The sequence below is a fragment of the Myxococcus sp. AM010 genome, from assembly GCF_013372585.1.
GTDB lineage: Bacteria > Myxococcota > Myxococcia > Myxococcales > Myxococcaceae > Myxococcus > Myxococcus vastator.
Genome location: NZ_JABXEO010000005.1, coordinates 1 through 13,252, shown reverse-complemented (window position 1 = coordinate 13,252; position 13,252 = coordinate 1). Strand labels below are relative to the sequence as shown.

The window sequence follows — 13,252 nt, the reverse complement described above, 5'->3', positions numbered from 1 at the left end:
GCCCCCTCTAGGATGGTTGCTGTTCATCAGACTATCCAGGGGGTGCCTTCTCGTGAAAGCGGGAAATTCTCAGCGATTCAGGGCCCGCAGGTCACCGTGTGCCACTGGCCGTCGTGAATCCGTCCGATGGTGTGGTCCGCGAAGGACCAGACGCCGTCGGACGCGCTCCGCAGCACGGTGAATTGCAACGATGTTCCTCCTGAGAGCTTCAGGGGGCGCAGCGTCTGGCCGGACGCATGGTCGATGCCGGCCAGATGCGCGACGTAGAGCGTCCCCTGGTGCGCCGCGATGCCCCAGTAGTCACGGTCCCCGTCGACCGGCGTGAGGTCGCTCCATTCGTCCTCGCTGCCCGTCATCACGGCTCCGCTCTTCCCGCAGATGGCGTAGCCCTGTGCCAGCTTGCAGATGGCGATCAGCTCCGTGTGGATTGGCAGCGCCAGTATCCGCCACGTGCTGCCATTGAAGTGGGCGGCGTAGCCATCGGAGGCCACCGCGATGAAGTCCTCGCGGCTGTTGCCGGCGAGGTCCTCGATGGTGACGGGCTCTCCGTCCACCGTCAGGGGCGGAAGGGAGTCGAAGCGCTCGCCGTCCAGGCAGTACACCTGGCCCACGGAGCCGGCGCAGAGCACGTCTCCGCCGAGCACGCGCAGGCGGCGCAGGGGCCCCTTGTCGTGGACCGCTCCGTTGGCGAAGGGCTTGCGCGATTCGCGGAGCGCATCCCGCGTCCTGGGCGTCTTCCAATCGAAGCGGACGACGGTGCCGTTCTCCCCCAGGACGTAGGCCTCTCCGCCCGGAGCGGCGTCCACCGACAGGATGGCCTCGTTGGAGAGGCCGAAGTCCAGCCATTCGCCGTCTCGTCGGACGCCTACGCGGTTCTTGGGCGCGTCTTCGTCATCGCCCACGGTGCACGCGGCGATGACCACGCCAGGGGCCGGGCTGACGCCCTCCTGGATGAAGGCGTCCTGAAGGAACTCGGCATCGGGGATTCCAGACATGGCGACAGCTTCCTCGTGCGGCGGCCCCGGCCCGGGATGGGTGGGCCGAGGCGGAACCGCTGCGTTGTAGGTCGCCGAACGTATCACCCGAGCTGGACTCAGGGGCCCGTGAGGACAGCGGGCCTGCCTGCGTCAGGGACGCACTTCGGTTCGGCGGTGAATCCCCATGTCCGTTCTCGGCGTGGTGGTCGTGGTGGCTCCCAGGCTCTTCTTCCACGGGAAGGTGAGTGCCAGCGCGATGCCCGACAGACCCACGATGGAGTAGATGAGCCGGCTGAGCGCGCTCATCGCTGTTCGTGTATCGCCGCCGAAGAGCGCGTTCACGAGGTTCCAATTGAAGAAGCCAACCAGGCCCCAGTTGATGGCGCCGATGATGGCCAGGACGGCCACCGCCTTGGCGATCCCTCCTCTGGTTCGGTCCGCGTCCGCTCGTTCCATGGCTCGTATCCTTGGCTAGGTGTGTTCCACTCGTGCAGGTGGGTGATGCCTCCCGGATAAGGTGTTGCTCCGGCGCGTCCTGGCTACTCCACCGGCATTGATTGTCCGGCTCGGTGCTTCGACTGTCGTGCGGCTCAGCGAGGGGAGGGGTCCGCCAGTCGCTCGGGCATGCGCGCACGGTGTCCACCGTCGTCACACGCTGGAGTGGCACAGGCGCACGGGCGTACTGTCCCGGGCGGTATGCGCACACTCTATGGAATCAGCTACTCGCCCTGGACGGAGAAGGCCCGCTGGGCGTTGGACCACCACCGCGTGGCCTACCGCTACCGCGAGCACCTGCCGCTCATCGGTGAGCCGCTGCTGCGCTGGCGCACGCCGCGTGGCGCCCGGCCCGCCGTGCCGCTGCTCATCGAAGAGGGTGAGGCCTTCCCCGGCTCGTTCGTCATCGCGCGGCGCGCGGAGGAGCTGGGGCAGGGGGAGCCCCTCTTCCCCGCAGCGGAGCTCCCGGTGATTCAGCGCTGGGATGACGACAGCGACCAGGGACTCTCCGCGGCGCGCGTCAAGGTGGTGGCGGCGTTGCTGGAGAGTCGTCAGGCCCAGATGGAGAGCCTCCCCTCGTTCCTGCCCGAGGGGCTCCGGTCGGTGTTCGCGCCGGCCGCGAGGCTGGGCGCGCGCTTCGTGGCCCGCAAGCACCAGACGCCCGCGGACATCGACGCCGCCGTCCATGACAAGGTCATCCCCACGCTGGAGCGCCTGCGCGCGGCCCTGGGCGGCCGGCCCTACCTGCTGTCGCGCTTCAGCTACGCGGACGTCACGGCCGCGGTGATGCTCCAGTTCGTGCGGCCGGTGGACGACCGCCACCTTCCCCTGGGCCCGGGGACGCGCGCGATGTGGAGCGACGCGGCGCTCGCCTCCCGTTTCCCGGACCTGCTCGAGTGGCGGGACGGCCTCTATGCCAGGCACCGCTGAAAGCGAAACGGCGCCAGCCTCGTGAGAGGTGGCGCCGTGGAGCCGAAGCCCGAACGCTCAGCCCGGCTGGCAGACCTGCCGGAGGATGTCGAGCGACTCCAGCGCCTTGCCCGCGCCAATCACGACGGCGGACAGCGGGTCCTCGGCCAGGAACACGGGCAGGCCCGTCTCCTCGCGCAGCAGCGTGTCCAGGTTCTTCAGCAGCGCGCCGCCACCCGCCAGCACGATGCCGCGGTCGGCGATGTCGCCGGCGAGCTCGGGCGGGGTGCGCTCCAGCGTGAGCTTCACCGCCTCGACGATGCCGTTGACGGGCTCCGCCAGCGCGTCACGCACTTCGTCACTGGACACCGTCAGCGTGCGCGGCACGCCGGCCACCAGGTCGCGACCCTTGATCTCCATGGTCATGACCTCGTCCGTCGGGTACGCGGTGCCGATGCCCATCTTGATGAGCTCCGCCGTGCGCTCACCGATGAGCAGGTTGTACTTGCGCTTGACGTACTGGATGATGGCCTCGTCCAGCTTGTCGCCGCCGATGCGCACGCTCTTGGCGAACACGATGCCGGCCAGGCTGATGACCGCGACGTCGGACGTGCCACCACCGATGTCCACAATCATGTTGCCGCTGGGCTCCGTCACCGGGAGGCCCGCGCCAATGGCCGCCGCCATGGGCTGCTCAATGAGGTAGACCTCGCGGGCGCCCGCGTTGGCCGCCGCCTCGCGCACCGCGCGGCGCTCCACCTCGGTGATGCCGGAGGGGATGCCGATGATGATGCGCGGGTTGACGAGCGTCTTGCGGTTGTGCGCGCTCTGGATGAAGTAGCGCAGCATCGCGGCCGTGATTTCGAAGTCCGCGATGACGCCGTCCTTCATCGGACGGATGGCCACGATGTTGCCCGGGGTGCGCCCGAGCATCTCCTTGGCTTCCTTGCCCACCGCGAGGACCTTCTTGCCCCCGCGCGAGTCATGCTGGACGGCCACCACCGAGGGCTCGTTGGAGACGATGCCCTGGCCTCGGATGTAGATGAGCGTGTTCGCCGTGCCGAGGTCGATGGCGAGGTCACGCGAGAAGAGGGTGTGAAGCCAGTCAAACATACGGGGGCGGGAACTTTCGGGGAGGCGGCGGAATTTCCCCGTCATCGCGGGGGCAGAGGCAGGCCAAGGTACTACGCGACGCAGCACGGAGGAAGAAAAGCCGGTAGCGGCTTTCACATCCGGCTGGGGGGCAGTCGGCCAGCGGACTCAGTCGCGCTCCCGGCTCTCAGGGAATGGGCGCGGGCTCGGCCTGCGCTGACTCGAAGCGCGCCGCCACCAGGCCCGCCTCCAGCGGCTTCTCCTCGGGGAGCGTCGTGGGCGGCAGCGCCCCCTGGGCCTCCGCGTCGCGGTACTCCGGCGTCTGGCGCAGGGCCTCGCTGGTGACGTGGAGCAGCGTGTCACGGACGGGCTCGAACAGCAGGGCGGTAAGGTACCAGGCCGGGGCGTAATCCAGCCGGATGAGGCCGTGCACGCTCCACTTGTGCGGCGCGTAGTCCCACGGGCAGCGGCCGAGCAGGCGCTTGAGCAGCCACCCCGTGCCGTACTCGGCGCCGAAGATGAGCCCCGTGTAGGCCAGCGCCCGCAGCGGCCGGGGCAGGGGCTTGAGCCGGGCGGAGACCTCCTCCAGCGCCAGGGCCGTGCCTCCGTAGATGGGGTGCATCCACAGGTAGGTGCGCGCCGTGGCGCTCCGGTCCTTCTTCAGCGCGGCGCCCGTGCCGGTGAACATCACCTCGAGCACCCAACCCACACACCCGTAGACGAGGAATCTTGAAAGCACTTCGGAAAGCTAAGTCCGCCCCGCAAAAGGGGCACTCCTGCCCCGCAGGCCAGTGCTGGCCGCCTGCCTCGGCTGTGCCATGGCGGACGGTGTGCCTGTCCCCATGGCCGGGAATCCAACCCGGACGACACGGGCCCACAGGCCCAGGAGCCCGCCCAGGGCGGGCGGGCTCCCGAAGGCGCAGGCTCAGCCCGGGATGCCGGCCGACCAGCGCTGCGTGAGGTACAGCTCGGCGAGCTGCGCCGCGGTGAGGTCCTGCTCCTCGCCCGCGTAGGTGCGCTCGGTGGAGATGCCCACCTCGCCGCCGCCCACGCCCGCGTGGATGCCCACGCCCAGGTCACCGGTGACCTTGTGCTTGTCCTGGACGGTGGCCTTGATGTCGACCTTGTCCTTGAGCTGCTCCAGCGCCTGGCCCACGTCGCCCCGGGCGATGCTGCCGAAGGCGCCGCTGGTGGCGATGTCGTTGATGTTGCCGCTGATCTCCGCCTTCACCTCGCGGCCCGTCGCGCCGCCCAGGCCCAGCGCGGACGCGTTGGCCTGACGCGAGTCGGTCAGCGTCAGCTTGGCCTCCTGGGTGTCACGCACGCTGGCGCCCAGCTCGCGGGCGGTGCCCTTCGGGTCCTTGATGAAGTCGGTCGGGTTGAAGCCCTCGGGCAGCTCCACGCTCTGCTCCAGCTCCACCCCGAGCGAGCCGGAAACGCCCGCGGACGCGTTGGTGGGCAGGGACACGGAGTCCCCGCCGCCAGTGGGGATGCCCACGCCCGCGGACGCGCTGGCGTTGCCGTTGATTTCCAGGCTCTGCTTGAGGGTCAGCTTCTGGGGCTTGCCGCCCTCCATTTCGATGCGGGCCGTGGTGCTCTGGTTGATTCCGGCACCCGCTCCGGCGCCCGCGCTGATGGCCTCTGGCAGGCCCTTCATGCCCAGCTCGGCGTTGACGCTGGCCTCGGCGCCCAGCTTGAACTCCACGGCGCTCATGTTCTCCGTCAGGCCCGCCAGGTCCGACAGCGGATCTCCAAGGACCTGATTCACGCCCGCGCCCAGCACGGGGTTGCTGGCGGTGGCGCCCGCGGTGGCGGTGGAGGCCGCGATGATGCGGGTGGCGCGCTTGGCCTCCTCGGCGGTGTCGAACTGGAACTCCACCGTGGCGCCGGCGGTGCCGAAGGCCTCGGCGCCCACGTCCGCCGCGCCCTTGGCGCCCAGCTTGGCGGCGACGCCCGCGCCCACCTCGCCGGTGACGGACACCGTGTAGCCGCCGTCTTCCTCCTCACTGCGGCTGACGCCCAGGGTGCCCTTCACCTTGCCGGCCAGCGTGGCGCCGTTGGCCTCCGCGTAGAGGCTGATGGAGGTGCTCTCACCCGGCTTGAGCTGGTCCACCTGCCGGTTGAGGTTGACCGCGTCGCCAATGGCCCGGGCCGTGTCCACCGGGTCGCGCACCACGTCGGCCGTGCCCTGGAGCACCCCGCCGATGATGTCGTTGCCGATGCCCTGCAGGGGGTTGAGCGTGGGCGCGTCCTGGATGGCCCGGCCCGCGAAGTCCAGCCCGTCCGCGGCGACGTCGGTGGCCTTGTCGAGCACCGGGCCCGCCCGGCTCACCGTCTCCTGGAGGACATTGCCCAGGCCATTCGCGGTGACGGTGGCCGCGGTGCGGCCCGCCTCGAACACGTCACCAGCGGCGTTGCGCACGTTGCCCGCCGCGTCCTGCACCCGGTCCTTGGTTCCCTCGACGACGTTCTGCGTCGTGTTGGCCACGCCGCCCACGGCCTTCTTGGTGACGTTGGCCACGCCGCCCACGACGTCACCGGCCTTGTCCTTGGCGCCCTCGACGACGTTCTGCGTCGCGTTGGCCACGCCGCCCACGACGTCACCGGCCTTGTCCTTGGCGCCCTCGAAGACGTCCCGGGTCCGCTCCTGGGCCACGTTGGAGACCTTCTCCTTGGCCTCCTGCGCCTTGGCGGCCGCGGCCTCCGCGGCCTCCGCGGCCCTGCGCGCCGCCGCCTCCGCCGCGCGCCGGGCCGCCTCCGCCGCACGCTTCGCCGCGGCCTCAGCGGCCCGCTTCGCCGCGTCCGCCGCTCCACCAATCAGTTTTCCGATTCCCATGGGGGGCTTCCTTCTCCAGCTGTCACGGCCGTGGGTCGTCTCGCGGGGGCGGGACGCGGCGCGTGCGCGCATCAGGGGTGTGGTGCCGGCTGGGGCCTTGTGGCGGGCCAGCCGGGGCCCTCAGCAGCGCCGCGTCTTGAAAGCAGGCATGGACGGCTCCTGCCCTTTAGGAAGAGCGGTACTGTGTGAGGGCTGCGGGGATTCTCAGGAAATGAGGCGAAGAGTTTCGTCGGCGCGGCAGAAAGCGGGCCGCCGAGCGCTGGATGGGCGTTTTCCCGCCGTGGGGGAGCGCTTTACTGGGTGGCACCCGCGTAATACAGGAGAAGCGGATGTGCTCCGCCGGCCCGACAGCTCCGCTATCCCGACCCGGGCGACGCGCGCGCGGAATGCTGCTGGCCTTTGCCCTGGGCACGGCGCTTGCGTCCGTGCCGTGGATCAACACGCTGGGACTGGTGGTGGCCGCGGAGGCCCACGCCGTGTACGGGCCCTCCGAGGGCAGCGGCGCGTGGGTGGACCGGGGCGGCGCGGCCTTCGTGGGCAGGCGCACCCGGCAGTGGCGCTGTGGGAGCCTGGCCGGGGTGGGGAGCGACACCTGGGCCGCGGTGCTGAGCGCCCCGGCCGGGGCGAAGGCGAAGCCGTCCTTGGGGCGGGAACGAGAGCCCTTCCAGCCGGGCTTCCATGAGGCCCACCGTCAGGCTCGAGAACGGCGGCGGGCCGTTGCCTCCGACACCGTCCGGCTGCTGCGCTCCGTGGCCCTGACGGTGCCAGGAGGCAACGCTGGTGACCGGCCAACGCTCGTCACCCAGTCGTTGCGCGGGCCTCCCGCGCTCGGCTGACGACGGCGCTCGGAGTCGGGCCGGCGGGCCAGCTGCCTGCCTCCGTTCGCTTCCTCCCGCATGATGCGCGGTCCGACGCACGCCGCCGGGCCGGTCCGAACCTCAATCTTCCGCTGGGTTTGTTCTTTCGAGGTGTATCGATGCATGGAGCCCACGAGGTCCTCCAAGCCATTGCCGTCGTCCTGTGCGTCGCGGCCGTGACGACGGTCCTCTTCCAGAAGCTTCGCCAGCCCGTGGTGCTGGGCTACATCCTGGCCGGCCTCGTCGTCGGCCCGTACCTGCCGATTCCGCTCGTCGCCGACCCGGAGGTGGTGACGACGCTGTCGGAGCTGGGCGTCATCCTCCTGATGTTCTCGCTGGGGTTGGAGTTCAGCCTCCGCAAGCTGTTCGCCGTAGGCCCCACGGCGGGGGTCACCGCCGTCATCCAGTGCAGCATCATGATCTGGCTGGGCTTCGTGGTGGGGCGCGCCTTCGGGTGGACCACCCTGGAGAGCCTCTTCACGGGGGCGCTCATCGCCATCTCCAGCACCACCATCATCGCCAAGGCCTTCGACGAGCAGAACATCCGGGGCCGGCTGCGGGAGCTGGTGGTGGGGGTGCTCATCGTCGAGGACCTCATCGCCGTCCTCCTCATGGCCACGCTGACGGCCGTGTCCACGGGCACGGGCCTGTCGCTGGGCGAGCTGTCCCTCACCACCGGCCGCCTGGTGGCGTTCCTCGTCGGGCTGGTGGTGGTGGGGTTGTTCACCATCCCCCGCGCGGTGCGCTACGTGGTGAAGCTCAACCGACCGGAGACGACGCTGGTGGCCAGCGTGGGCATCTGCTTCGCGGTGGCGCTGCTGGCGCAGGCCTTCGGCTACTCGGTGGCGCTGGGCGCCTTCCTGGCGGGCTCGCTGGTGGCGGAGTCCGGCGAGGAGAAGGTGGTGGAGCACCTGGTGCAGCCGGTGAAGGACATCTTCGCGGCCATCTTCTTCGTGTCGGTGGGCATGCTCATCAACCCGGTGCTCGTCGCGGAGCACTGGGCCGCCATCCTGGTGCTCACCGGGGTCGTCATCACCGGCAAGATTCTCAGCGTGGCGCTGGGCGCGTTCCTCACCGGCAACAGCACCCGCACCTCCGTGCAGGCGGGCATGAGCCTGGCGCAGATTGGCGAGTTCTCCTTCATCATCGCCGGCCTGGGCCTGACGCTGAAGGCCACGGGCAACTTCATCTACCCGGTGGCGGTGGCCGTCTCCGCGATTACGACGCTCACCACGCCGCTCTTGATTCGCGCGTCGGGGCCGGTGGCCAGCTACGTGGACCGCAAGCTGCCCAAGCCGCTGCAGACGTTCGTGACGTTGTACGGCACCTGGGTGGAGCGGCTGCGGGACGCGCCCCGGCGCCAGACGTTCGGGGCCGCGGTGCGGCGGCTGGCGCGGCTGCTGGTGCTGGACGCGGTGCTGTTGATTGTCCTGGTGATTGGCACGTCGCTGATGGCGGGCAAGCTGGCCTCCATCATCGAGCAGCAGCTGGGCATCGATGAGAGCCTGTCCCGGTACCTCATCCTGGGCGGCGCGGTGCTGCTCTCCATCCCGTTCCTGGTGGGCGTGGTGCAGGTGGCGCGCCGGCTGGGCGAGGAGCTGGCGGAGGCGGCGCTTCCCGGGCGCAAGGACGGGCGCGTGGACCTGGCGGCGGCGCCCCGGCGCGTGCTGCTGGTGACGCTGCAGCTGGGCATCATCCTGCTGGTGAGCGTGCCGGTGGTGGCCATTACGCAGCCCTTCCTCCGGGGCGCCATGGGCCCCCTCGTCGTGCTGGCGTTGATTGGCGCGCTGGGCGTGACGTTCTGGCGGGGCGCCACCAACCTGCACGGCCACGTCCGCGCGGGCGCGCAGGTCATCGTGGAGGCGCTGGCGGCGCAGTCCCACTCGCGCGAGCCCGGCGCGGACGAGCACGCGCTGGACCACGTCTCCAAGGTGCTCCCGGGCCTGGGCGAGCCCGTGCCGGTGCGGCTGGAGGCCTCCAGCCCCGCGGCGGGGAAGACGCTGGCCGAGGTGAACCTCCGAGGCCTCACGGGGGCCACGGTGCTGGCCATCCGGCGCGGGGACTCGAGCGTGTCCGTGCCGTCCGCGCAGGAGGTGCTGCAGCCCGGTGACGTGCTGGCGCTGACGGGCACGCACGACGCGGTGGAGGCGGCCAAGAGCCTGCTCACCGGTGTGCCGGCGCCCGCCTCGACGCCGGAGCCGACGGGCGTCCAGGCGTGAGGGAGGGGGACTACCGCTTCACGCTGTACTTGGCGATGGCGTAGAGGGCGCGCACGCCATCCTTCCAGCCAATCTTCTTGCCCTCTTCGTAGGTGCGCCCGTGGTAGCTGATGGGCACCTCGAAGACGCGCCAGCCGCCGCGGGCCACCTTGGCGGTGATTTCCGGCTCGAAGCCGAAGCGGTCCTCCTCCACCTGCACGGAGCGCAGCACCTCGGCGCGGAAGGCCTTGTAGCAGGTCTCCATGTCGGTGAGGTTCAGGCCGCTGGTCATGTTGGACAGCGTGGTGAGCACGTTGTTCAGCACGGTGTGCCAGTAATAGAGGACGCGCCGAGGCGTGCCGGTGAAGCGGCTGCCGAAGACGACGTCCGCGTCCCCGTCGAGGATGGGCTGGATGACGTTGGGGATGTCGCGCGGGTCGTATTCCAGGTCCGCGTCCTGGACGATGATGATGTCACCCGTGGCCTCGGTGAAGCCGCGCCGCAGCGCCGCGCCCTTGCCCTGGTTCTCCTCCTGGAAGAGGACGCGCACCTCGTTGCGGTTGCGCGGGGTGCCGCCCAACAGGCCCACCCCCTGCTCCTGAAGCTGGCGCAGGAACTCACGGCTGCCGTCCTTGGAGCAGTCGTCGATGAGGACGAGCTCCTTGGGGAAGTCGACGGCGACGCAGCGGCGCAGCAGTTCGGCGAGGGTGGGAATCTCGTTGTAGACGGGGATGACAAGTGAGACGAGCATGGCGTTTTGCGGCTGTACCGCATTTTGCGTCATGGGGCGACCTTCTGACACGGAAGGTGTGGGCCGGGTGGCGCGCGGCGTTCAGCGGAGCGCCGCGGCCCGGAGCGCGTCCATGAGGGCGTCCAGGTCCGCGTCGGTGGTGAGCGGGTTGATGAGGGTGACACGGAGATAGACGCCTCGGGGCAGCTTTGTCTGCACCAGGTAGAAATCTCCGCGTGTCACCAGGCGCTCGCGCAGCTTCGTCTGGAGGGCGTCCCACCGCTCGGCGGGGACGTGCGCGGGGGTGTGGCGGAAGCAGAGGATGTTGCACTCGGGCGGCACGGCGATTTCGAAGTCGCTGGCGGCGGAGAGGCGCTCGGCGAAGCGGCGGGTCTGCTCGTAGGACTCCGTCACCGCGTCGGAGAAGAGCCGGGTGCCCAGCACGGCGAGGCAGGCGTACACCTTGAGGGCCATCATCTCCTTGGTGCACTCCAGGGTGCGCAGGGCGATGTCGCTCCAGGGGCGCTCCGCGTCGCCGTGGAAGATGTAGCTGGCCTCCTGGGAGAAGGACTCGAAGGAGCGGGCGCCGTCGCGGAAGAGGACGGCCGTCACCAGCGCGGGCATCAGCAGGCCCTTGTGGGCGTCCCACACCACGGAGTCCGCCCGGTCAATGCCGCGCACCAGGTGCCGGTGGGCGGGGCTGAGCACGGCGGAGGCGCCGTGTGCGCCGTCGACGTGGAGCCACAGGCCGTGGCGCTCGCAGAAGTCGGCCACGGGCTCCAGCGGGTCGAAGGCGCCGGTGGCGGTGGAGCCGGCGCTGGCGACCACGGCGATGGGCTTGCGTCCCGCGCGCGTGGCGGACTCGAGCGCGGCGTCGAGCGCCTCGGGGCGCAGGCGGAAGTGTTCATCCACGGGGACGGGCGTCACGCCGCCTTCGCCAAAGCCCATGATGCGCGTGGCGCGGGCGAGGCTGTAGTGCGTCGTCTGGGCGGTGAGCACGGTGAGGGGCGGGCCGGCGTGAGCTCCGCCGTTCCACGCGTCGTACCCGGCCTTGGCTTGCCGCGCGGCGAGCAGCGCGGTGAGGTTGCCCAGGGAGCCGCCGGAGGTGAGCACGCCATCTGTCGTTTCGGGCAGGCCGAGCCGCGCGGCCATCCAGCGCAGGACGTTGCGCTCCATGGCGGTGGAGACGGGGCCCATCTCGTACACGGCCATGCCGTTGTTGAGCAGGGAGGACACCGCGTCGCACAGGGCGGCCAGCGGCACGGGGGCCGTCACCTGGTGGCCCACGTAGCGCGGGTGGTGCAGGTGGTTGGAACTGGAGAGCACGCGGGTGATGAGGTCGGCGAAGTCCCCCGTGGGGGCTTCGGGGAACGCTGCGGCGAAGCGGTCCACGTTCACCGCGGGGGCGGCCCACGGGAGCACCGGGCCTTCGGCGCGGGTGGTGCGCGCGAGGTAGTCGGAGAGCGTGTCCATCAGCCGGTGGGACTCCCGGCGGAAGGCGTCAGCGTCGTAGGCGGCGGCGATTCGCGCTCGGAAGTCCGTCATGGTGCGGCGGAACGTAGCCGTGCCGGTGCGAGGGCGGAATGGTCCCTTCGTCTGTTACCGGGTGTGCGGAGAACCCTTGATAAGAAGGGCCGAGTGAGCAGGCAGGGTGGCGTGTGGTGGCGGCGCGCACTAAGTCTGGTGCATGGGGCGCGCATGTCGTGTTCCCCGCTCACGTGAGGAGGATGGCCATGGCCGACCCGAAGGTGACGATTACCTACTGTACTGCTTGAGGCTACAGGCCTCGGGCCGCCCGTGCGGCGGCCGCATTGAAGGATGAGCTGGAGGTAGAGGCGGAGCTGTTGCCGGGCCCTTCGGGCAGCTACGAGGTCGCCGTGGATGGCAAGGTCGTCATCCGGAAGGCGTCGCTCGCATTCCCCACGGACCACGAGGTGGTGGACGCGGTGGCGAAGGTGCTGGGGCGGTAGCGCGACTTCCTGTGAGCCGGCTCCGCGATGGCATTTGAGGGGACTCCCTTCTGGAGCCCATCAATCAGGGCGCTCGAAACTGAGCGTCCATCCATCAACCACTGTGCTCGGCAACAGCGCTTCGTTGCGCAGCATGCCTGACGGACGTTGAGGAGCGCCGCCACGGTCCTTCCTGTTCGCGCGGTTGGCACCGTGCGCGGAGTTGGTCCGTCGCGGTGACGTAGCACGTCTGTCTATACCCCGACGGGCCGGGTTGCCCGCGACTCTTTCATCGCCATGCCCCACCCGGTCCGCCGTCTTGTCGGACCGAACAGGGAACCTCTGTCCTGAGCGCCCCTGCTGGGGCCGTCCACGGAGGCGTCGATGGGCATGCATTGGAGTTGGGCCGTCGTGTTGCTGCTGTTACCCGGGGTAGGCGGGGCGCAGGAGTCTGTCACCCCAGCGGACGTTGATGCCGCCGTGCGCAGGTTGGAGGAGGACTTTCCGCCCACTACGTCCGACTCGACACCTCCGTGGACGAACCTGTTGCGCATGGACGCGGCGACGTTGACGTTGCTGCCCCGAAGGGGCGAGGGCACCGAAGAAGGCTTCGTACAGGTGGAGCCCACGGTGGCCTTGGCGAAGGGGGAGTCGTTGAGCCTCATTCTCGGGGCGCCGGTGCGGCTGCTGCTGTGGGGCGGAGAAGAGGGCGCGGGCCTCGTGAGGAAGGAGGACTGGGACACGCTGTCCGACTGGGGGCAGGTGGTGCGCCTTTTCATGGTGGGAGGGGACACGCCCAACTCGGTGTGGCTGGGGATGATGGAGGGCTATTCCCTCCTGTCCGGGCACCTGGTGCGGCGTTACGGCAACCGCCTCAACCCCGACTACCACCCGGCCAGCGTCATCGCGACGGGGACATTGGGGCCGGTGTACGCGGAGGTCTTCGCCTCGGACATGCTGAGCGCTCGCCTGACGGGAGCGGAGGTGGCCCTGGACGTGCAGCACGTCCTCTTCGGCCGGCCCCCTGTCCCGGGGCGGTACACGTTGGCGCTGTCTGCGGTGCATGACTGGGGAGAGGTAGGCGGCACCTCGAGGCCCATGACGCTGGCGCACCTGGACGCCACTGCAGTGGTGCTGCGGCGCGGGCGCAAGGGCAAGAGAGTGGAGGCGCACCTGCTGGGCGGGTGGGGTGGACGCCCGGGCGCGGGC

The 13,252-nt window shown here is 70.1% G+C and carries 11 protein-coding genes and 1 pseudogene; 5 read left to right on the top strand and 7 right to left on the bottom strand.

What is annotated here, in order from left to right; all coding sequences use genetic code 11:
- Nucleotides 1–77 precede the first annotated feature (77 nt).
- Both HV826_RS04500 and HV826_RS04495 read right to left on the bottom strand, forming a co-directional pair.
- Nucleotides 78–995: a hypothetical protein gene (locus HV826_RS04500; RefSeq protein WP_176415765.1), complete on the bottom strand. Its 918-nt coding sequence runs from the start codon at nt 993–995 to the stop codon at nt 78–80.
- 132 nt (nt 996–1,127) lie between these two features.
- Nucleotides 1,128–1,433, bottom strand: coding sequence for a DUF378 domain-containing protein (locus HV826_RS04495; RefSeq protein ID WP_176415764.1), 306 nt, complete (start codon nt 1,431–1,433; stop codon nt 1,128–1,130).
- Between the two features lie 240 nt (nt 1,434–1,673).
- Here HV826_RS04495 and HV826_RS04490 point away from each other — a divergent pair, with 240 nt between their 5' ends.
- Nucleotides 1,674–2,402 (top strand): glutathione S-transferase family protein, encoded by a 729-nt coding sequence (locus HV826_RS04490; protein WP_176415763.1) that lies wholly within the window; start codon nt 1,674–1,676, stop codon nt 2,400–2,402.
- 57 nt (nt 2,403–2,459) lie between these two features.
- Here HV826_RS04490 and HV826_RS04485 read toward each other — a convergent pair whose 3' ends face one another.
- The 3 genes from HV826_RS04485 to HV826_RS04475 form a co-directional block, all read right to left on the bottom strand.
- Nucleotides 2,460–3,494, bottom strand: coding sequence for a rod shape-determining protein (locus HV826_RS04485; protein WP_120598366.1), 1,035 nt, complete (start codon nt 3,492–3,494; stop codon nt 2,460–2,462).
- A 166-nt stretch (nt 3,495–3,660) separates the two neighbouring features.
- On the bottom strand, nt 3,661–4,212 hold the full coding sequence (locus tag HV826_RS04480) for a putative ABC transporter permease (RefSeq protein ID WP_176415762.1): 552 nt from the start codon (nt 4,210–4,212) through the stop codon (nt 3,661–3,663).
- 186 nt (nt 4,213–4,398) lie between these two features.
- Nucleotides 4,399–6,309 (bottom strand): hypothetical protein, encoded by a 1,911-nt coding sequence (locus HV826_RS04475; RefSeq protein ID WP_176415761.1) that lies wholly within the window; start codon nt 6,307–6,309, stop codon nt 4,399–4,401.
- Nucleotides 6,310–6,695: 386 nt separating this feature from the next.
- Between HV826_RS04475 and HV826_RS04470 the strand changes: the two genes are divergently transcribed.
- Complete coding sequence (locus HV826_RS04470) at nt 6,696–7,145, top strand: hypothetical protein (RefSeq protein WP_255208357.1); 450 nt, start codon at nt 6,696–6,698, stop codon at nt 7,143–7,145.
- Between the two features lie 140 nt (nt 7,146–7,285).
- A complete protein-coding gene (locus HV826_RS04465) occupies nt 7,286–9,385 on the top strand; it encodes a cation:proton antiporter (RefSeq protein ID WP_176415759.1) in 2,100 nt (699 codons plus the stop codon).
- A gap of 10 nt (nt 9,386–9,395) precedes the next feature.
- Here HV826_RS04465 and HV826_RS04460 read toward each other — a convergent pair whose 3' ends face one another.
- Together HV826_RS04460 and HV826_RS04455 are read right to left on the bottom strand one after the other, a co-directional pair.
- The gene (locus HV826_RS04460; protein WP_176415758.1) at nt 9,396–10,115 is read right to left on the bottom strand and encodes a glycosyltransferase family 2 protein; all 720 of its coding nucleotides are present in this window, start codon (nt 10,113–10,115) and stop codon (nt 9,396–9,398) included.
- A gap of 81 nt (nt 10,116–10,196) precedes the next feature.
- Nucleotides 10,197–11,639, bottom strand: coding sequence for an aminotransferase class I/II-fold pyridoxal phosphate-dependent enzyme (locus tag HV826_RS04455; protein WP_176415757.1), 1,443 nt, complete (start codon nt 11,637–11,639; stop codon nt 10,197–10,199).
- A gap of 188 nt (nt 11,640–11,827) precedes the next feature.
- Between HV826_RS04455 and HV826_RS04450 the strand changes: the two genes are divergently transcribed.
- Entirely contained in the window at nt 11,828–12,064 is a 237-nt protein-coding gene (locus tag HV826_RS04450) for a SelT/SelW/SelH family protein (RefSeq protein ID WP_238539988.1), read from the top strand.
- Nucleotides 12,065–12,433: 369 nt separating this feature from the next.
- Nucleotides 12,434–13,252: pseudogene (locus HV826_RS04445) on the top strand (hypothetical protein); the annotation flags it as partial.

Bases quoted from the DNA above. Each gene is read 5' to 3' on its own strand.
- HV826_RS04500 (WP_176415765.1), bottom strand. From the start codon at position 995: ATGTCTGGAATCCCCGATGCCGAGTTCCTTCAGGACGCCTTCATCCAG.
- HV826_RS04495 (WP_176415764.1), bottom strand. From the start codon at position 1,433: ATGGAACGAGCGGACGCGGACCGAACCAGAGGAGGGATCGCCAAGGCG.
- HV826_RS04490 (WP_176415763.1), top strand. From the start codon at position 1,674: ATGCGCACACTCTATGGAATCAGCTACTCGCCCTGGACGGAGAAGGCC.
- HV826_RS04485 (WP_120598366.1), bottom strand. From the start codon at position 3,494: ATGTTTGACTGGCTTCACACCCTCTTCTCGCGTGACCTCGCCATCGAC.
- HV826_RS04475 (WP_176415761.1), bottom strand. From the start codon at position 6,309: ATGGGAATCGGAAAACTGATTGGTGGAGCGGCGGACGCGGCGAAGCGG.
- HV826_RS04470 (WP_255208357.1), top strand. From the start codon at position 6,696: ATGCTGCTGGCCTTTGCCCTGGGCACGGCGCTTGCGTCCGTGCCGTGG.
- HV826_RS04465 (WP_176415759.1), top strand. From the start codon at position 7,286: ATGCATGGAGCCCACGAGGTCCTCCAAGCCATTGCCGTCGTCCTGTGC.
- HV826_RS04460 (WP_176415758.1), bottom strand. From the start codon at position 10,115: ATGCTCGTCTCACTTGTCATCCCCGTCTACAACGAGATTCCCACCCTC.
- HV826_RS04455 (WP_176415757.1), bottom strand. From the start codon at position 11,639: ATGACGGACTTCCGAGCGCGAATCGCCGCCGCCTACGACGCTGACGCC.